Here is a 20911-nt window from a genome sequence, read left to right as displayed (position 1 = left end):
TCGCCGGCGGGACAGCGCAAACGGCCCCGGAGGAAGGAAAGACTGGCAATGGAACAACAAGCCGCGCCTTCGAGTGCGCCGGTGTCGCTGGTTCAGGAAATCGCGGAGCTCTGGGGTGAACACCTGGGCGGCCGCGAGGTGGCGGCGGGCGACGACTTCTTCACGCTCGGCGGCAATTCACTGACCGGAATCAAGATCATCGAACGGGTGGCGCAGGACTACGGCGTCCAGCTGTCCGTGCGCGACTTCTACCTGGCGCAGACCCCGGCCCGGGTCGCCGAGCTGATCGAGCAGGGGAGGGCGGCGGCGTGAGGTTGACGCCCGGTCCCGGGCGCGACATCGACCTCGACGGCGTCGACCTGTTCGACCTGGACCTCTACACCTCGGGCGACCCGCACCCGATCTGGGACGTGATGCGGGCGAAGGCGCCCCTGCACCACCAAGTCCTCCCGGGCGGACGCCAGTTCTGGTCGGTGACCCGCTACGAGGACGTCCGCCGCGTGCTCAGCGACCACAAGGAGTTCACGTCGGAGCGCGGCACGGTCCCCACCCACCTCGGGGAGGACGACGCCGCGGCCGGCGTGCTGATGACGTCCACCGACCCGCCGCGGCACACCGAGGTCCGCCGCCCGCTCGGCTCCAAGCTCACCGCGCGGGCGGTCAAGTCCTGGGAGGACAGGATCCGCGGGACGATCGTCCGCTTCCTCGAGCCGGCGCTCGACGGTGAGACCTTCGACCTGGCCGAGAAGGCGCTGCTGCTCCCGGCGATGGTCACGGGCCCGCTCCTCGGCATCCCCGAGAAGGACTGGGAAGAACTCGTCCAGCTGACCGCGATGGTGACGGCCCCCTCGGACCCGCACTTCCTGGTGGGCAACGAAGCCGCGACCCTGGCCATCTCCCACCACGAGCTCGTCACCTACGTCAAGGACTGGGTCAGGACGCGGCGGGCGGCCGGAGGCGAGGACGACAGCCTGCTCCACCACCTCATGAGCGTCCGCCCGGGCGGCGCACCGCTGACCGACGAGGAGATCGCCCTCGACGGCTACAGCATCCTCCTGGGCGCCAACGTGACGACGCCGCACACCGTTTCGGGCACGGTGCAGGCGCTCATAGAGCACCCCGAGCAGTTCGAGAAGGCCGCGGCCGACCTGTCGCTGGTCCCGAACCTGGTCGAGGAAGGGCTGCGCTGGACATCGGCCGCCTGCAACTTCATGCGGTACGCCGTGGACGACGTGGACATCGCCGGTGGCACCATCCCGGCCCGTGGCGCGGTCGTCGCGTGGATCGGGTCCGCCAACCGGGACGAGTCCCAGTTCCCCGACCCGCACACGTTCGACATCACGCGCGACAACGCCAAGCGGCAGGCCGCGTTCGGGTTCGGGCCGCACTTCTGCATCGGGGCGCCGCTGGCCCGGATGACGCTGCGCATCTTCTTCGAGGAACTGCTCCAGCGGTTCGGATCGATCGAGTCCGCCGGCGAACCGCAGCACCTGCGGTCGTACTTCATCGCCGGGATGACCCACCTGCCCATCGTCGCCCAGGAACGGCGGACGCCATGACATCCGGCTCCACCACCGTCACCACGCCGTGGTTCGTCCGGCCGCAGTCCGCCGAGCACACCGCCCGGATCTTCTGCTTCCCCTTCTCCGGGTCCGGTGCCTCCGCGTTCAGCGCCTGGCCGGCCGCGATCGGCGACGTCGAGGTCTGCCCGGTGCAGTTCCCCGGCCGCGAGAACCGCCTGGGCCATCCCCACTACGGCACCTACGAGAACCTCGCCGCCGACCTGGTCGAACCACTTCAGCCGCTGCTCCAGGGGCCGTTCGCGTTCTTCGGGCACTGCGCGGGCGCGCTGCCCGCCTACGAGACCGTGCTCCGGCTCGCCGAACTCGGCCTGCCCACCCCGGACTGTCTGTTCGTGTCCGGCCAGCCCGCACCGCACGACGCCTCACGCGACCGGATGCTCACCATGACCGAGCCCGAACTGCGCGCCGAGGTCGAGTCGTTCATCCGCAGCCGGGGCATCGAGCCGCGGCCGGACATGGTCGACATGGGCCTGACCGTGCTGCTCGGCGATCACGCCGCCGCGAACGCCTACCGGCGCCCGGAGCCGGTCGCGGTGGACTGCCCCGTCGTCGTACTGCACTGGCGGGACGACCCCGACGTGAGCCTCGACGACCTTCAGGGGTGGCGTCGTTACGCGGACTCGGTCGACTTCCGGGTCGTCGACGGCGGCCACTACGACTTCATGGACGCGCCGGACGAGTTGAGGACGTTGCTGACCTGCTGGCGGTGAGAGCAGTGCAGCCCCCAAGAGCCGTACGCCGAGGAAACCGGAAGGAACGCGTATGACTGGCGCAGCCGGCGATATCGCCGTCATCGGGATGTCGTGCCGCTTTCCCGGTGTGCCCGACCTGGCCGAGTTCTGGCGTCTGCTGCTCGACGGGAGGTCGACCGTCGGAACCTTCCCCGGGCAGCGGGCGGCCGACGCGAACTCGCACCACATGTCGCACCCGGACGCCGACACCCTGAACTCGGGGTCGTTCTTCGACTCCGTCGACGGTTTCGACGCGGAGTTCTTCGCCACGCCCGCGGCGGAGGCGGCCGCCATGGATCCGGTGCAGCGGCTGGGGCTGGAGCTCGCCTGGGAGGCCGTCGAGGACGCCCGCATCCCGGCGAGTTCGCTCGCGGGCCGCGAGATCGATGTCGTCGTCGGCACCGCGCCCTCCGGGTACGACCTGCTGCGCAAGCTGTCCGGCAGCGACCGGGACGACCACTACGCGGCGCTCGGTTCGAGCGGTGCGCTGATCGCGAACCGGATCTCGAGCCTGTTCGACATCCGCGGCATGAGTTTCTGCGCGGACTCGGGCCAGTCCTCCTCGCTGGTGTCGCTGGCGCTGGCCTGCGACCGGATACGCGGCGGTGCGGTCGACACGGCGCTCGCGGGCGGCGTGCATCTGATCGTCGATCCGGAGGCGGGCGGCGGCCTGGCGAATCTGGGCGCCCTGTCGCCCGACGGCCGCTGCTTCACCTTCGACGAACGGGCCGGCGGCTTCGCCCGCGGGGAGGGCGGAGCGTTCGTCCTGCTGAAGCGGCTCGACCTCGCCGTCGCCGACGGCGACCACATCTACGCGGTGGTGCGCGGCTGGGGCGTCGGCAGCGGTGGCGCGTCCACCCGTATGCCCGACCCGAGCCCCGGCGCACAGGCGGCGGCCGTGCGGACCGCTCTGGAACGCGCGGCTGTCCCCTTCGACACCGTCGACTACATAGAGGCGCACGGCACCGGCACCCGACTCGGCGACCCGGCCGAGATCTCCGGTCTGCGCGAGGTGTTCAAGGAGACCGGCCGCAGCCGCCGTCTGGCGATCGGCTCGGTGAAGACGAACGTAGGACACCTGGAGCCGGCCGCCGGCATGGCCGGCTTCGTGAAGGCGGCGCTCTGCGTGGACCGCGCGCACCTGGTGGCGAGCCTGAACTTCCGCTCCCCGAACCCCGCCATCGCCGACTTCCAGCGGGACTTCGAGGTCCCCGTGGCCGCGCGGCCCTGGCCGGGCGAGCCCGGCCGGCCGCGCCGGGCCGGGGTGTCGGCGTTCGGCATGGGCGGCACCAACGCGCATGTGATCCTGGAACAGGCCCCCGAGCGGCAGACGTCACCCGACGCCGTCGGCCAAGTGCCGGGCGACGCCGCCGGGTCGGTGCCGTGGGTGCTCTCCGCGCGGTCGGAGCCGGCCCTGCGGGAGCAGGCGGCCCGGCTGCGGGACCTGGTCGCCGCCGACGCGTCGCTGTCGGCGGCCGACGTGGGGCACTCGCTGATCTCGACACGGTCGCTGTTCGAGCACCGGGCGGTGGTGCTCGCCGGTGACCGTGAGGAGTCCCTGTCCGCTCTCGACCTGGTGGCGGCGGGCGGTGACTCGGCGCGGGCGGTGCGCGGGGCGGCGACGGAGCCGCTGGGCCCGGTCGTCTTCGTGTTCCCCGGCCAGGGCTCGCAGTGGCCGGGCATGGGCAGGCGGCTGTACACGGAGTCGGAGGTGTTCGCGCGCTCGATCGACGAGTGCGCGCGGGCTCTGGAGCCGTGGGTGGACTGGTCGTTGGTGGACGTGGTGACCGGCGCGCCGGAGGCCGCGTCGCTGGACCGGGTGGACGTGGTGCAGCCGGCGCTGTTCGCGATGATGGTGTCGCTGGCGCAGGTGTGGCGGTCGCTGGGCGTGGTCCCCGAGGCGGTGGTGGGCCACTCGCAGGGCGAGATCGCGGCGGCCTGTGTGTCCGGAGCGCTTTCGCTTCAGGACGCGGCACGGATCGTGGCCCTGCGCAGCCGGACCCTGACCGAGCTGGCCGGCCTGGGCGGGATGAGTGCGGTGGCCGCGCCCTGCGACTGGGTTCAGGACCGGGTGGCGCAGTGGTCCGGGCGGCTCTCCGTGGCCGCCGTCAACGGTCCGGCGTCGGTGGTGATCTCCGGGGACGACGAGGCGCTGGACCGGTTCGCCGAGACGGCGTCCGGTGAGGGTGTCCGGGTGCGCCGGGTCAAGGTGGACTACGCGTCGCACTCCCACCACGTCGAACGCATCCGGGACCGTCTGCTGGCGGACACCGCGGCCGTCTCGCCGCGGGAGTCGGCGGTGAGGTTCCACTCCACGGTCACCGGCGGGCCGCTCGACACCCGCGCCCTCGACGGCTCGTACTGGTACGACAACCTGCGCTCGATGGTGCGGTTCGGCGAGGTCGTCGCGGACCTGATGCGCGAGCGCGGTGGTGTGTTCGTGGAGGTCAGTCCGCATCCCGTGCTCCAGGTGGCGATGGAGGAGGCCGCCGACGCACTGGCCGCCCCGCCGGTGGTGGTGAGCACCCTGCACAAGGACGACGGGAGTGCGGGCAAGGTCCTGGCGTCGCTGGCCGAACTGCATGTGCGGGGTGTGCCGGTGAACTGGAAGGCGGTGTTCGCCGCCGGCCGGCCGCGCCGGATCGGCCTGCCGACCTACGCGTTCCAGCGCCGGCGGTACTGGCTGACGGCGCCCGACGACACCGGCACCGCGAACAGCTCCGGCGCGAACTCCGGGGCAGCGGACCTGAGTTCGGAATCAGCGGTCCGCAGCCTCGTGTGCGCCGAGACGGCGGCGCTGCTGAGCACCAAGAACGCGGCGCTGACGGCCGCCGCTCTCGCGGCACGGTCGACCGAGACGTTCAAGGCCCTGGGGTTCGACTCCTCGATGGCCGTGGGGCTGCGCAACCGGCTCACCGCGGTGTCCGGTGTCCGGCTCCCGGCCACCGTCGCGTTCACCTACCCCACTCCGCAGACGCTCGCCCGCCATCTGTTCTCCCTCCTTGAGCCGCAGGCGCTCGACGCCCCCGAACCGGTGGAGGAAGTGAGCCCGGAAAGCCGTAGTGATGACGATCTGTACGAGTTGATCGAACGCGGATACGCGTAGCCGCACCTGTTCTTCTGAGAAACCGTTGGGGGAGGCCCTGGTGGAGGATGTCGACAAGCTCCGGACCTACTTGCGACGCGCCGTCGGCGATGCGCAGCAACTGCGTGAGCGGGTGCGTGAGTTGGAGGAGTCCGCTCGCGAGCCCATCGCGGTCGTGGGTGTGGGGTGTCGCTTCCCGGGTGGGGTGACGTCCCCCGAAGGGCTGTGGTCGGTGGTGTCCGACGGTGTGGACGCCATGGGCGGCTTCCCGCTGGACCGCGGGTGGGACGTGGAGGCGCTGTACGACCCGGATCCCGAGGCGCACGGAAAGACGTACACGCGCTCCGGCGGGTTCCTGCCCGATCTCGCGGAGTTCGACGCGCCGTTCTTCGGCATCAGCCCGCGCGAGGCCCTCGCCATGGACCCGCAGCAGCGGCTGATGCTGGAGACGTCGTGGGAGGCGCTGGAGCGGGCGGGCATCGACCCGTCCGCCCTGCGGGGCTCGGCGACCGGGGTGTTCACCGGGCTCTACGCCACCGACTACGGACCGCGGATGGGCGGCGGGGCAGCCGGCGAAGTCGAGGGCTTCGCGATGACGGGCCTTTACAACAGCGTGGCTTCGGGCCGCGTGGCCTACGTACTGGGTCTTCAGGGCCCGGCGGTGTCGACCGACACCGCGTGCTCGTCGTCGCTGGTCGCCGTCCACCAGGCCGTGCGGTCCCTGCGTTCCGGGGAGTGCACGCTGGCGCTGGCCGGCGGCGTGACGACCATGCCCACCCCGGGGATGTTCGTGGAACTCGCCCGGCAGCGAGGCCTGTCGGCCGACGGCCGGTGCAAGGCGTTCGCGGAGGCGGCCGACGGCACCGGCTTCTCCGAGGGCGCGGGCGTGCTGGTCCTGGAGCGGCTGTCGGACGCGCGCCGCAACGGGCATCGCGTGTGGGCGGTGATCCGGGGTTCGGCGGTCAACCAGGACGGGGCGTCCAACGGGCTCACCGCGCCGAACGAACTGGCGCAGCAGCGCGTCATCCGGGCAGCGCTGGCCGACGCCGGGCTGTCGGCCGCCGAGGTGGACGCGGTGGAGGCGCACGGGACCGGCACCAGGCTGGGCGACCCCATGGAGGCGGAGGCGCTGCTGGCCACCTACGGGCAGGACCGGGAGTCCCGAAGCCCGTTGTGGCTGGGGTCGTTGAAGTCGAACATCGGCCACACGCAGGCCGCCGCGGGTGTCGGCGGCATCATCAAGATGATCATGGCGATGCGTCATGGGGTGCTGCCGAGGACACTGCACGTGGACCGCCCGTCGACGCATGTGGACTGGTCGGCCGGGGCGGTTCGGCTGCTGACCGAGGCCAGGGAGTGGACCGGCGGACCCGGACGGCCCCGGCGGGCGGGCGTGTCGTCCTTCGGTATCAGCGGCACGAACGCGCACCTCATCCTGGAGCAGGCACCCGAGGCCGTCGAGCAGGATCAGGCCCCGGCCGGTGAGGTCGACTCCACCACCGGCCGGCTGTCCACCGGCGCCCCCGGGGCGGTGCCCTGGGTGCTGTCGGCGCGGTCGGAACAGGCGCTGCGGGAGCAGGCGCTGCGGCTGCGGGACACCGTGGCCGCCGCCACCGACGCCGACCTGCCCATCGAGGGCGTGGGACATGCGCTGGTGACGACACGGTCGCTGTTCGAGCACCGCCGGGTGGTGATCGGCGCCGACCGCGACGAGCTGCTCGCCGCCCTGACCGCCGTGGCCGCCGGTGACGAGAGCGGCCCTGCCGGTGCGGTGTCCGGGGTCGCGAAGCCCGTGGGCCGGACGGTGTTCGTCTTCCCCGGCCAGGGGGCCCAGTGGGCCGCCATGGGCCGGGAGCTGTGGGAGACCTCCCCGGTCTTCGCCGAGGAACTGCGCGCCTGCGCCGAGGCGTTGGAGCCGTGGGTGCCCTGGTCGTTGATCGACACCGTGTGCGGCGGGCCGGACGCGGCGGACCTGGAGGACATCGACGTCGTCCAGCCGGTGCTGTTCGCGGTGATGGTGTCGCTGGCCCGGGTGTGGCGTTCGCTGGGCGTGACACCGGATGTCGTGATCGGCCACTCCCAGGGCGAGATCGCCGCGGCCTACGTCGCGGGCTCCCTGACACTCGGGGACGCGGCCAAGATCGTGGCCCTGCGGTCCAGGCTCCTCGCCACGGTCGCCGGACAGGGCGGCATGGCCGGGATCCTGCTGCCCGAGCACCGGGTGCGGGAGCTGCTTCAGCGGTGGGAGTCCCGCGTCGGGATCGCCGCGGTCAACGGACCGAACTCCACCACGGTCTCGGGTGAGACCGAGGCGGTCGAGGAACTGGTCGCGGCCTGCCAGGCCGAGGGCGCCCGCGCCCGGTTGATCAAGTCCAGCGTTCCCGGCCACTCGCCGCTGATGGACCGGTTCGACGGCCGGCTCCAGGAGGAGCTGGGCCGGATCACCCCCCTGCCCTCACCGGTGGCGATCTACTCGACGGTCACCGGCGGTCCGATCGACCCCGCGGAGCTCGACACGGCCTACTGGTACCGCAACCTGCGCGAACCGGTCCAGTTCGGGGCCGCCATGAAGAGCCTCGTCGAGGACGAACCCGACAGCGCGGTCATCGAACTCAGCCCGCACCCGCTGCTCGTGATGAACATCCAGGAACTCTTCGACACCACCCCCGGTGCCACCGGGTTCGTGGTGGGCTCCCTGCGCCGCGACGAGGGCGGCCTCGCACGGATCCACCGGTCGGCGGCCGAGGCCTTCGTGGCGGGCGCCGCGGTGTCGTGGGAGGCGGCGTTCCAGGGCCGGCCCGGCCGGTCGGTCGAGCTGCCCACGTACGCCTTCCAGCGGCAGCGCTACTGGCTGAACACACCCGACGAGACCACCGCCGCGAGCACGTCGGACCATCCGCTGCTCGACGCCGCGATCGATCTGCCCGACGACGGCGAACACGGCGGAGTCGTCGGCAGCGGCCGCCTGTCGCTGGAACGCCACCCGTGGCTCGCCGACCATGTGGTCCACGGCGCCGCCCTGGTGCCGGCCACGGTCCTGGCGGAGCTGGCGACGTGGGCGGCCCACCGGGTCGGGTGCGACGTCGTCGACGAACTCACCCTTCAGACACCGCTGGTGCTGTCCCGCACGGCCGGTCGCGACCTGCGCGTCGTGGTCGACGGCAAGCGGGTGATCAGCGTGCACTCACGGGGCGAGGGCGAACCCGAGTGGACGCGCAACGCCGTCGGCGTCGTCGGATCCGGCACCGCGGGAACCCGCCACGAGGAAGACCTCGCCGTGTGGCCGCCCGCGGGCGCGACCGCCGTGCCCTTCGAGGACGAGTACACCAGGCTGTCCGCCCTCGGATTCGGCTACGGCCCCGTGTTCCGCGGTCTCACAGAGGTGTGGCGCCAGGGCGACACCCTGTTCGCACAGGTGGAGCTGCCCGCGCCCGACGGCGCGGACCGGGGCCGGTTCCGTGTCCATCCGGCGCTGCTGCACGCCGCGTTGCTCCCGATCGGCCTCGGACAGTTCGTCGACAACTCCCGGCCCGAGGGCTGGCTGCCGCTGCGCTGCACGGGCCTCCGCGTCGACTCCGCCCGGCCGTCCGGCCTGCGGGTCCGTCTCGCACCCGCAGGCGAGAACGCGCTCACCGTGACCCTCGCGGATCAGGACGGATCACCTGTCGGCGGCGTCGAATCGCTGAGCCTGACGCCCGCGGACGTCGAGAAGCTGACCGAGCTGAGCTTCGACCACCAGGACTCCCTGTTCCAGGTCGACTGGGCCCCCCTCACCGTCGCATCCGGCGGCGCCACCGGCCGGTATGCGCTGCTGGGAGCGTCCGGCGCGGTGGAACCGGGCGCGGAGGTCTTCGCCGACCTCGACGAACTCGCCGCCTCCGATGGGGAGATACCCCCCGTCGTCATCGCCCGCATCGACCCCGCGGACGGCGACGACACACCCGCAGTCACCGGGCGGAACCTCCACCGCGTGCTGCGGTGGACGCAGGCCTGGCTCTCCGAGGACCGCTTCTCCGACGCACGCCTGGTCATCGTGACGCGGGACGCCTTCCACGACGAGCAGGTTCCCCGCACCGACCCCGCGGCGGCCGCCGTCTGGGGATTCGTACGCACCGCGCAGACCGAGAACCCGGGCCGGTTCACGCTCGTCGACATCGACGACCAGCCCGGTTCGCGGGCCCTCGTCCCGGCGGCGGCCGGAACCGGAGAAGCCCAGCTCAAGATTCGGGCCGGCCTCGCGACCACCCCCCAACTCGCCCACACCCACGGCGCGTCCACCGGCCGCGGGGACCTCGACGGCGCGCAGGACGCGCCCGCTCTCGGGTCCGGGACGGTGCTGATCACCGGAGGCACCACCGGCCTGGGCGCCATGCTGGCCCGGCACCTCGTGGAGCGGCACGGCGTACGCCGGCTGCTGCTGACCAGCAGGCGGGGCCCGGCCGCTCCGGCGGCGGCAGCGCTGCGGGAGGAACTGACCGGCGCCGGGGCACAGGTCGAGGTCGTGGCCTGCGATGTCACCAGCCGTGAGTCCGTCGCCGAACTGATCGCCGAGGTGCCGTCCGAGCACCCGCTGACGGCGGTGATCCACTGTGCGGCGGTGCTGGACGACGGCGTCGTCGAGGCGCTCACCGACGACCGCGTGGACTCGGTGCTCGCGCCGAAGGTGCACGGCGCCTGGCATCTGCACCAGCTGACCCGGCAACTGGACCTGTCCGCGTTCGTGCTGTTCTCGTCGATCGCGAGCGTCCTCGGCACGGCGGGGCAGGCCAACTACGCGGCGGCCAACGCGTTCCTCAACGGCCTTGCGGAGGCCCGGCGGGCCGAAGGACTGCCCGCCACCTCGCTGTGCTGGGGCTTCTGGGCGGAACGCAGCGAGATGAGCGCCGACATCGGCGACGCGGACGTCGTACGCCTGGGACGGCAGGGCGTGCTGCCCATGGCGTCGCAGGAGGGCCTCGCGCTCTTCGACGCCGCACTCTCGGTGGATCAGCCGGTGCTGGTGCCCACGCGACTGAACCTCCCGGCACCCGGCGGGAGGGACGCCGGCCACCTGGGTTCGCCGCTGCTGCGCGGACTGACCGGCACACCTGCCGGACCCGGCGGCCCGGGAGGCCCGGAATCCGCCGACATCGGACTCGCGCAAAGGGTGCGGTCGCTGCCGCCGGCCGACGCGGAGGCGGTGCTGCTCGAAGCCGTCCGGGCGCAGACCGCGAGCGTCCTCGGCCACGCCGACCCCGCACGGATCGGTTCCGCCGCGCCGTTCAAGGAACTGGGGATCGACTCGCTCACGGCGCTGGAGCTGCGGAACAAACTGGCGGCGGTCACCGGCCTGAAGCTGCCCGCCACGCTCGTGTTCGACCACCCGAACCCCAGCGCCCTCGCGCAGTTCCTCACCGCGGGCATCACCCCCGACTCCGGTGCCGGCGCGGAATCTGCGACCGACCGCCTGGCCAAGGAGATCGAAGGACTGGGCGCCCGCATTCAGGACGCGTTCCTCGAACTCGCCCAGGACGACCAGGCCACCATTTCCACTCTGCTCGGCGAACTCCAGGGCCGAGTCCGTTCGATGGCGGGCGCCGGATCACCGGTCGGCATCGTCGACCAGATCAGTGCGGCCTCGGCGGGAGAGCTTCTCTCGCTCCTGGACAAAGAGCTCGGCTAGGGGAGAGCGATGACGAACGACAACAACGCCGATGTCCTCGACTACCTCAAGCGGACATCGATCGAGCTGATCGAGACACGCCGGCGCCTTCAGGAGCTGACGGACGCCGCCGCCGAGCCCATCGCGGTCGTGGGCGTCGCCTGCCGATTCCCGGGCGGGGCGGCGTCCCCGGAGGAGCTGTGGGAGCTGGTGCAGACGGGCGCCGACGTCATGTCGGACTTCCCCGAGGACCGCAACTGGGACGTGGAGGCCCTGTACGACCCGGATCCCGACAACCCGGGCACCTGCTACACGCGCTCGGGCGGATTCCTGTACGACGCGGGTGACTTCGACGCCGAGTTCTTCGGGATCAACCCGCGCGAGGCGCTGGCCGCGGACCCGCAGCAGCGGCTGCTGCTGGAGTCCTCGTGGGAGTCCCTGGAACGCGCCGGCATCGACCCGCAGACCCTGCGCGGCAGCGACACCGGCGTCTTCGCGGGCCTTGCGTACTTCGGGTACGGGAACCACTTCTTCACCCCCGAGACCATCGCGGGCTACGGGCAGACCGGCTCCCTGCTGAGCGTGGCCTCCGGGCGGGTGGCGTACACGCTGGGCCTTCAGGGCCCCGCGGTGTCGACCGACACCGCGTGCTCGTCGTCGCTGGTGGCGGTGCACCAGGCGGTGCAGTCGCTGCGGCAGGGCGAGTGCGGGCTGGCCCTGGCCGGCGGCGTCACCGTCATGGGGACGACGCAGGTGCTCCGGGAGATGTCGCGGCTGCGGGGCCTGGCGGAGGACGGCCGCTGCAAGGCGTTCGCGGAGGCGGCGGACGGCACCGGCTTCTCCGAGGGCGTCGGCGTGCTCGTCCTGGAGCGGCTGTCGGACGCGCGCCGGGGCGGACGCCACATCTGGGCGGTGATCCGAGGCTCGGCGATCAACCAGGACGGGGCGTCCAACGGCCTCACCGCGCCCAACGGGCCGGCGCAGCAGCGGGTCATCCGGGCGGCCCTCGCCAACGCCCGGTTGCAGGGACGCGACGTGGACGTGATGGAGGCCCACGGCACCGGTACGACACTGGGCGACCCCATCGAGGCCCAGGCACTGCTGGCCACCTACGGCCAGGACCGGGAACCCCAAAGCCCCCTGTGGCTGGGCTCGTTGAAGTCGAACATCGGCCACACCCAGGCGGCCGCGGGCGTCGGCGGCATGATCAAGATGATCATGGCGATGCGGCACGGAGTGATGCCGAGGACGCTGCACGTCGACCGCCCGACGACGCACGTGGACTGGTCGGCCGGGGCGGTTCGGCTGCTGACCGAGGCCAGGGAGTGGACCGGCACCCCGGGACGGCCCCGGCGAGCGGGCGTGTCCGCTTTCGGCGCCAGCGGCACCAACGCACACCTCATCCTGGAGGAGGCGCCCGAGGAGGACCCGGCACCCGAACCCGCCGCACAGGCACCCGCCGGCGGGCTGGTGCCCTGGGTGGTGTCGGCACGCTCGCAGGACGCGCTGCGGGCACAGGCGGACAAGCTCCGCGACGTCGCCGCCGCGGATGCGGACCTGGACATCGCCGACGTCGGCTGGTCGCTGGTGTCGAGCCGGGCGCGGTTCGAGCACCGGGCGGTGGCGCTGGGCCGGGACCGGGACGAACTGCTGCGCGCTCTGACGTCGTTGAGCGACGGCACGGAGACCGCCGCGGTGGTGCGCGGTGTCGCCGGAGAACTCGGCCCCCGCGTCTTCATGTTCCCGGGCCAGGGATCGCCATGGGCCGGTGCGGCACGGCAGCTGTACGACACCTTCCCCGTCTTCGCGCAGAGCCTCGACGAGACCTGCGCCCGCTTCGACACCCGACTCCCCTTCGCGCTTCTGCCCTTGCTCCTCGCCGACGAGCCCGCCGAAGCCGAGCGCACGGACATCGCCCAGCCGGCGCTGTTCACCCTGCAAGTCGCCCTCTACCGGCTCCTGGCGCAGTACTGTCCGCAGCCGGACCACCTGATCGGCCACTCCGTCGGCGAGATCGCCGCCGCCCACGTGTCGGGAGTCCTCGACCTCGACACCGCGACCAGGCTCGTGGCCGCCCGCGGCCGGACCATGCAGACGGTCACCGAGCACGGCGCCATGCTGGCCGTACGCGCCTCGGAAACCCAAGTGGGCACCCTGCTCGGCGAGTACGACCGGGTCGGCATCGCCGCCGTCAACGGCCCCGAGTCGGTCGTGGTCTCGGGCCTGCGCGACCAGGTCCACGCGATCCGCGACCGGCTCGTCGCCGACGGCACCTCCGCGAAACTCCTCAAGGTCGACCACGCCTTCCACTCCCCGCTCATGGACCCGATCCTGGAGGAGTTCGCCGCATCGCTGAACGAACTCCCCGCGGGCGAACTGTCGATACCGATCATCTCGACCAGGCTGGGCCGCGAGGCCACACTCCAGGAGCTGACATCCGTCGAGCACTGGGTGAACCACGTCCGCGAACCCGTCCGCTTCCACGACGCGGTGGAATGCGCCCGCGCGGCCGGAGCGGGCGTCTTCCTCGAAATGGGGCCGGGCGCGACGCTCGCGAGCATCACCAAGGAGGCCTTCGCCGCCGAGGACGTGCACGACGCGGTGGTCCTGTCGACGTCGCGGCGCGACCGCCCGGCGGCCCAGGCACTGCTCGGCGCGCTGGCCGAACTGCACGTCAGGGGCGGGACCGTGGACTTCGGCGCCCTGTTCGGGACCCGCCGTCGGGTGGACCTTCCGACGTACGCGTTCCAGCGGCAGCGGTACTGGCTGGACTTCCTGGCCGGGACGGAGCCGGCGGACGTGACCTCCGCCGGCCTGTCGGCGCCGGACCATCCGCTGCTGAGCGCCGTCGTGGACCACCCCGGCACCGGAGAGGTGGTCTTCACCGACCTGTGGTCCCTGCGCACCCACGGCTGGCTGGCCGACCACGCCGTCTTCGGTGCGGTCGTCGTCCCGGCGACCGCCTACCTGGACCTGGCGCTGTCGGTCGGCGACCACGTCGGCTGCGCCACGCTCGACGAACTCTCCCTGGAAGTCCCCCTGGTCCTCCCCGACTCGGGCGACGTGCAGGTACGGGTCGTCGTCGGCGCGGCGGACGAGACGGGACGCCGCTCCCTGGACGTATACGCGCGTCCCGGCGAGGACGGCCGCACGGCGGGCGGCTGGACCCGGCACGCGATGGGAAACCTGTCCCCCGCCGTACGGCCCCAGGACACCCGCGCACTCGCCGTGTGGCCCCCGTCCGGGGCCCGTCGGCTCGACTTCGACGGCCTCTACGACTCCCTCGCGGACGGCGGCTTCGACTACGGTCCGACGTTCCGCGGGCTGCGCGAGGTCTGGCAGCACGGCGACGATCTCTACGCCCTCGCCACCCTCCCGGAGACCGCGGCCGGCGGGTTCGCCCTGCACCCGGCGCTGATCGACACCGTGCTGCACGCGGTGGTCGTCGGCCGTGTCATCGAAGTGACCGGCGACCAGGGCTGGATGCCCTTCGCGTGGTCCGGCGTGAGTGCGGCCGGCGCGTGCGGCGAGACCGTGAGGGTCCGGCTCACCCCGGCCGGCGAAGGCGTGGTGTCCCTGGTGATCGCGGACGAGTACGGCCGCACGGTCGCGCACGTCGACGCGCTGACGTTCCGCCCGGCAAGCGCCGAGCAGGTACGCGCGGCACGCGGCGGCCAGGAGCAGTCGCTGTACGAACTGGCCTGGCGGCCGGTCGAGGACGGCAAGCAGCAGCCCCAGCACGGACCGTGGGCCGTCCTCGGCACGCGCACCGGCCCGGCCTCCCGGCTCCCCGACCCGGACACGTCGTACGACTCGATCGCCTCGATGGCCGAGTCCCTCACCGGCGAGGCACCCCCGCACCTCGTCCTGTGCCTCGACGACGCCGCCGACACCGACCCGCTCACCGCCGTCGGGGACACCGACAAGCACGTCCTGGACGTGGTCCAGCGGTTCCTCGCCGAGGAGGCGCTCGCAGCATCCACGCTGGTGGTGCTCACCCGCCGGGCGCAGGCCACCGCCGAGGGGGAGGGCGTCGACAGCCTCCCCGGCGCCTCCGTGTGGGGCCTGGTCCGGTCCGCGCAGACCGAACACCCCGGCAGGTTCCGCCTGCTGGACCTCGACGACGAGGAAACCTCGTGGGCCCGTGTCCCGGACGCACTCGCCCTCGGCGAGGACCAACTGGCACTGCGCGACGGCACCTTCCTCGTGCCGCGCCTCACCCCGGCCACCCCCGCGGACCACCGGATCGAGCCCCCGGCGGACGGCCCGCACCGGCTGGGCATCCCCAGCAGCGGCACCCTGGAGAACCTGACCTGGATCCCGTGCCCCGAGGTGGCGGAGCCCCTCACCGGCGGACAGGTCCGCATCGCCGTACAGGCCGCCGGCCTCAACTTCCGCGACGTCACCATCGCCCTGGGACTCATCGACCGGACGGCCTTCGACGCCGGCCTCGGCAGCGAGGGCGCCGGCGTCGTCCTGGAGGTCGCGGACGACGTGACCAGCGTGTCGCCGGGCGATCGGGTCACCGGCATCTTCAACGGCGCCTTCGGCCCCGTGGCCGTCGCCGACCACCGCCTGCTGACGACCGTCCCCGACGGCTGGAGCCACGCCGAAGCGGCATCCATGCCGAGCACCTTCCTCACCGCCTACTACGCCCTCTTCCACGTCACCAAGCTCCAGAAGGGCCAGCGCATCCTCATCCACGCCGCAGCCGGCGGCGTCGGCATGGCCGCCGTACAACTCGCCAAGCACGTCGGCGCCGAGATATACGCCACCGCGAGCCCCGCCAAGTGGCCCGCCCTGCGCGCCCTCGGCCTCGACGACGCGCACCTGGCGTCCTCCCGCGACCTGGACTTCGTGGAGAAGTTCCACGACTCCACCGGCGGCCGCGGCGTGGACGTCGTCCTGAACTCCCTCGCGCACGACTTCGTCGATTCCTCCCTGAAGCTGCTGCCGGGCGGCGGCGACTTCATCGAGATGGGCAAGACGGACATCCGCGAGCCACAGCAGGTCGCGGCCGACCACCCCGGAGTCACCTACCAGGCCTTCGACCTCTACGGCTCGGCGGGCACCGACACCATCCACGCGATGTTCCAGGACGTCATGCGGCTGTTCGCCGACGGCAGCGTGCAGCTGACCCCGATCTCCGTACGCGACATCCGCGACGCCCGCCGGACGTTCCGCGAGATGAGCCAGGGCCGCCACATCGGCAAGCTGGTCTTCGAGGTCGGCGGCGGCCTCGGCGGCGGCACCGTGCTGGTCACCGGCGGCACCGGCGGCGTGGGTTCGCTGGTGGCCCGGCACCTCGTCACCGAACACGGCGTCCGCAGCCTGGTGCTGGCGAGCCGCCGGGGCACGGCCGCCGACGGGGTGCCCGAGCTGGTAGCGGACCTGAAGGACGCCGGCGCCGAAGTCCGCGTCGTGGCCTGCGACATCGCCGACCGGGACGCGGTGGCCGCGCTGCTCGCGGACATGCCCCGCCAGTACCCGCTGACGGCCATCGTGCACGCGGCCGGTGTGCTCGCGGACGGCACCGTCGAGTCCCTCACCGCCGACAGCATCGACCAGGTGCTGCGCGCCAAGGCCGGCGGCGCGGTCAACCTGCACGAGCTGACCCGGGACCACACCCTGTCGGCGTTCATCCAGTTCTCCGCCCTCGCGGGCACGCTCGGCACCGCGGGGCAGGCCAACTACGCCGCGGCGAACGCCTTCCTGGACGGTCTCGCGGCGCAGCGCCGGGCATCCGGGCTGACCGGCACCTCGCTGTGCTGGGGCTGGTGGGAGGAGAGCAGCGGCATGACCGGCGACCTGGACCAGGCCGACCTCTCCCGGCTTCGGCGGATGGGCATCGCCGCGATGCCGACACCCGAGGCGCTGGCCCTGTTCGACTCGGCGTGCGCCATCGACAAGCCGGTCCTCGTCCCGGCCCGGGTGGACATGGCCGCGCTGCGGGGCAGGACCGGTGACGAACTCCCGCCGCTCCTGCGCGACCTCGCGGGCGGCGGCCGTCCCCGCCGGTCCAGGGCGAGCACCGCCAAGGACGGCGGCGCCCCCGCACTGTCCGCCAGGCTGGTCACCCTGCCCCAGGACGAGGCGGAGACAGCCGTGGTGGACTGGGTCCGCGACCAGGTCGCCATCGTCCTCGGGCACCCCTCCGGCGCCGTCGTCGAAGCCGACCAGCCGTTCACCCAGCTCGGATTCGACTCGCTGACCTCGGTCGAACTGTGCAACCGCCTGTCCGCCACGACCGGACTGCGCCTGCCGACCACCCTCGTCTTCAGCTACCCCACCCCACATGAGCTGGGCGAGTACCTGCTCGGCCTGCTGCGGCCGGCACCGGACACAGCCGCGTTGGAGGACGCGGAGATCCGGGAAACGCTGCGGAACATCTCGATCGACAGCCTGCGCAGCGCGGGCATCCTGGCGCAGGTCCTGGCCTGCGCCACCCCCTCGGACACCGACGGGCGGATGCCGCACACGGACGACGACGCGGGCGAACTGGCGGACCTGGACCTGGACGCACTCGTCGACCTGGCGCTGGAATGAGAGGGGCAAGTGACATGACCAACTCCGCGGATCGCACAGCGGACGGCGCGGACCGGGTCCAACGGGCGCTCCGCACCCTGCTGGAGGAACGCGACCGTCTCCGGCAGGAGAACGACGCCCTCAAAGCCGGGCGCGGTGAGCCGATCGCCGTGGTCGCCATGGCGTGCCGCTACCCGGGAGGCGTGTCGACGCCCGAGGACCTGTGGGGTGTGGTCCGCGACGGCATCGACGTCACGGGTCGGTTCCCCGAGGACCGCGGGTGGCGGGACGTGTACGACCCGGACCCCGACGTCGTCGGCAGCTCGTACACACGTCAGGGAGGGTTCCTGACCGACGTGGCCGATTTCGACGCGGACTTCTTCCACCTCAGTCCACGTGAGGCGCTGACGGTCGATCCCCATCACCGTCTGCTCCTCGAGACCTCGTGGGAGGCGTTCGAGCGAGCAGGCATCGTCCCCGCCCAGATGCGCGGCGCCGACGTCGGCGTCTTCTCCGGAGTGAGCTCGACCGAATACGGCTGGCGCTTTTTGGAGGCGGGCCAGAGCGAGCTGGAGGGCCACCTGCTGTACGGCAGCTCGCTGAGCGTCGCCTCCGGCCGGGTGGCCTACGAACTCGGACTGACCGGACCCGCGGTGTCCCTGGACACGGCGTGCTCCTCGTCGCTGGTCGCCCTGCACATGGCGGCGCAGTCACTGCGCTCGGGAGAGTGCTCGCTCGCGCTGGCGGGCGGGGCGCTGGTGATGTCGACGCCCGCGATGTTCGTGGAGTTCTCCCGGCAGAGCGCCCTGTCGGCCGACGGCCGCTGCAAGGCCTTCGCCGCCGCAGCCGACGGAACCGGCTGGGCCGAGGGGGTCGGCGTGCTGCTCCTGGAGCGGCTGTCCGACGCCCGCCGCAACGGCCACCCCGTGCTGGCCGTCGTCCGCGGCTCCGCGGTGAACCAGGACGGGGCCAGCAACGGTCTGACCGCCCCCAACGGCCGCGCCCAGGAGAAGGTCATCCGGCAGGCCCTGGCCAACGCCGGCGTCGAGGCCCGTGACGTGGACCTGGTCGAGGCCCACGGCACCGGAACCGTGCTCGGGGACCCCATCGAGGCAGAAGCCCTGCTGGCGACCTACGGCCAGGACCGCGCCGAGGACAGGCCCCTCTGGCTGGGGTCCCTGAAGTCGAACATGGGTCACGCCCAGGCCGCCGCCGGTGTCGCCGGGGTCATCAAGGCCGTGATGGCCATGCGCCACGCACACCTGCCGAAGACCCTGCACGTGGATGCGCCCTCACCGCACGTCGACTGGTCCTCGGGCGGCGTCGAACTGCTGGTGGAGGGGCGCGAGTGGACCCGGGCGGAGGGCCCGCGGCGGGCCGCGGTGTCGTCGTTCGGAGTCAGCGGCACCAACGCGCACGTGATCCTGGAAGAGGCACCGCCACAGCAGCACACCGACGAGCCCGGCCCGGGCTCCCCGGTGGCCGGCGGGCTGGTGCCGTGGGTGGTGTCCGGCAAGAGCGCGACGGCCCTGCAACGGCAGGCGGGCAAGCTGCGCGACTTCGCCGCCGCCGACCCTGGTGCCGATGCCGCCGATGTGGGCTTCTCGCTGATGTCGGGCCGGTCGCGGTTCGAGCATTGCGCGGTGGTGCTCGGTCGCGGCCGGGACGAACTCCTCAACGGTCTGACAGCGTTGAGCGACGGCACCGAGTCCGCCGCGGTCGTGAGCGGCGTCGCCGGCAAGCTCGGCGGTGTCACCTTCATGTTCCCCGGGCAGGGCTCGCAGTGGGTCGGCATGGGCCGGCAGCTCTACGACGCCTTCCCCGTCTTCGCGCAGAGCCTCGACGCATGCGCGGCCGCACTGTCCGAATGGGTCGACTGGTCGCTCCTCGACGTGGTGCGCGGCGTGGAGGGCGCACCGACCCTGGACCGGGTGGACGTGGTGCAGCCGGCCCTGTTCTCCGTGATGGTGTCCATGGCCGCCCTGTGGCGCTCCTGGGACGTGGAACCGGCCGCGGTCGTCGGACACAGCCAGGGCGAGATAGCGGCCGCCCACGTATGCGGTGCGCTGTCCCTGCGGGACGCCACCAAGATCGTCGCGCTGCGCAGCAAGGCGCTGGTGGATCTGATCGGCCACGGCGGGATGGCGTCGGTCGCGGAGTCCGCCGACGTCGTCGCGGAACGCCTCGCCCCGTGGAGCGACAAGGTGAGCATCGCCGTGGTCAACGGACCCCGCTCGGTGGTGGTGTCCGGGGAACCCGACGCACTCGACGAATTCATCGAGAAGATGAAAGCCGAAGGCGCCCAGGCCCGGCGGATATCGGTCGACTACGCATCCCACTCACACCAGGTCGCCCGGGTCCGCGACCAGGTCGTCGGACCGCTGGCCGACGTGAGCCCGGAAACATCGAAGCTGCCCTTCTACTCGACCCTGTACGGCGAGATCATCGACACCGCAGAACTCAACGCCGACTACTGGTACAACAACCTGCGCGAAAAGGTCCTCTTCGAATCGTCCGTCCGGCGCCTCGCCGAGGACGGCTTCCGGGTGTTCATCGAGATGAGCCCGCACCCCGTACTGACCGTCCCCGTGCAGGAGATGGTCGAGGACACCGACGACGCACTGGTCCTGTCCTCCTCGCGGCGGGACCGCGACGAGGTGGAGGCCGTCGTCGGCTCGCTGGCCGCGCTCCACGTCCGGGGCGGATCCGTCGACTTCGGCGCCCTGTTCGGGGCGCGCCGGCAGGTCGACCTCCCGACGTACGCGTTCCAGCGGCAGCGCTACTGGCTGACCTCCTCGCACACGGCGTCGGCGGCGGAACTGCCCTCGACCCAGCAGCCCGCGGAAGAGGACCTCGTCCCCCTGCCGGACAGGATCGCCGCCCTCCCCGACGACGAAGCGAAGACACTCGTCCTCGACCACGTCCTCGAAAAGGTCGCCGTCGTACTCGGACGTGATCCCGGTGAACCCATCAACCCCGACCAGGAGTTCAAGGAACTCGGCTTCGACTCGCTGCTGTCGTCGGAACTGAGCAAACGCCTCGCCGCGTCGACCGGACTGAAACTGAGGGCGAATCTGGTGCTGCGCCAGCCCTCACCGCGACTGGTCGCCGGACACATCATGTCCCTGCTGGCCAAGCGCGACCCGAAGTGAACTCACCGCATCCCGGGCGCCTTTGCGGCCCGTGGAACCGTCCCGCCGGCGGGACACCGCAAGGAGCACAGCGGCCTGTCCCGCCCGGCACCCAGTTGTCTTGAACGGCTGATTCACCTCCCCGAAGCTGGGAGGTGATCTGCGAATTCCTCCGATTCCGGCGCCTGTTTGCTGAGGGGTTGATCTGCGTGCGT

At 72.2% G+C, this 20911-nt stretch carries 7 protein-coding genes; all 7 read left to right on the top strand.

All coding sequences use genetic code 11. The features are described from left to right. Positions 1–48: 48 nt before the first annotated feature. The 7 genes from ACIHFB_RS41465 (at position 49) to ACIHFB_RS41435 (ending at position 20717) form a co-directional block, all read left to right on the top strand. The gene (locus ACIHFB_RS41465; protein ID WP_365284761.1) at positions 49–312 is read left to right on the top strand and encodes a phosphopantetheine-binding protein; all 264 of its coding nucleotides are present in this window, start codon (positions 49–51) and stop codon (positions 310–312) included. Then, on the top strand, positions 309–1559 hold the full coding sequence (locus tag ACIHFB_RS41460) for a cytochrome P450 (protein ID WP_400129583.1): 1251 nt from the start codon (positions 309–311) through the stop codon (positions 1557–1559). The genes ACIHFB_RS41465 and ACIHFB_RS41460 overlap by 4 nt, the downstream gene beginning before the upstream one ends. Then, positions 1556–2293, top strand: a complete 738-nt coding sequence (locus ACIHFB_RS41455) for an alpha/beta fold hydrolase (protein ID WP_365284765.1) — start codon at positions 1556–1558, stop codon at positions 2291–2293. Before ACIHFB_RS41460 ends, ACIHFB_RS41455 begins: the two co-directional genes overlap by 4 nt. Positions 2294–2345: 52 nt before the next feature. Beyond that, complete coding sequence (locus tag ACIHFB_RS41450) at positions 2346–5420, top strand: type I polyketide synthase (protein WP_400129582.1); 3075 nt, start codon at positions 2346–2348, stop codon at positions 5418–5420. A 70-nt stretch (positions 5421–5490) separates the two neighbouring features. After that, positions 5491–11061: an SDR family NAD(P)-dependent oxidoreductase gene (locus ACIHFB_RS41445; RefSeq protein WP_400129619.1), complete on the top strand. Its 5571-nt coding sequence runs from the start codon at positions 5491–5493 to the stop codon at positions 11059–11061. 9 nt (positions 11062–11070) lie between these two features. Beyond that, entirely contained in the window at positions 11071–17586 is a 6516-nt protein-coding gene (locus tag ACIHFB_RS41440) for a type I polyketide synthase (RefSeq protein ID WP_400129581.1), read from the top strand. A gap of 14 nt (positions 17587–17600) precedes the next feature. After that, entirely contained in the window at positions 17601–20717 is a 3117-nt protein-coding gene (locus tag ACIHFB_RS41435) for a type I polyketide synthase (protein WP_400129580.1), read from the top strand. Positions 20718–20911: the final 194 nt, after the last annotated feature.

The sequence above is a fragment of the Streptomyces sp. NPDC051963 genome (assembly GCF_044593495.1).
Classification (GTDB): Bacteria; Actinomycetota; Actinomycetes; order Streptomycetales; family Streptomycetaceae; genus Streptomyces.
The sequence above is the reverse complement of the archived record's forward strand: the minus strand, read 5'-3'. Positions and strand labels throughout refer to the sequence as shown.

Bases quoted from the DNA above. Each gene is read 5' to 3' on its own strand.
- ACIHFB_RS41465 (WP_365284761.1), top strand. From the start codon at position 49: ATGGAACAACAAGCCGCGCCTTCGAGTGCGCCGGTGTCGCTGGTTCAG.
- ACIHFB_RS41455 (WP_365284765.1), top strand. From the start codon at position 1,556: ATGACATCCGGCTCCACCACCGTCACCACGCCGTGGTTCGTCCGGCCG.
- ACIHFB_RS41450 (WP_400129582.1), top strand. From the start codon at position 2,346: ATGACTGGCGCAGCCGGCGATATCGCCGTCATCGGGATGTCGTGCCGC.
- ACIHFB_RS41440 (WP_400129581.1), top strand. From the start codon at position 11,071: ATGACGAACGACAACAACGCCGATGTCCTCGACTACCTCAAGCGGACA.
- ACIHFB_RS41435 (WP_400129580.1), top strand. From the start codon at position 17,601: ATGACCAACTCCGCGGATCGCACAGCGGACGGCGCGGACCGGGTCCAA.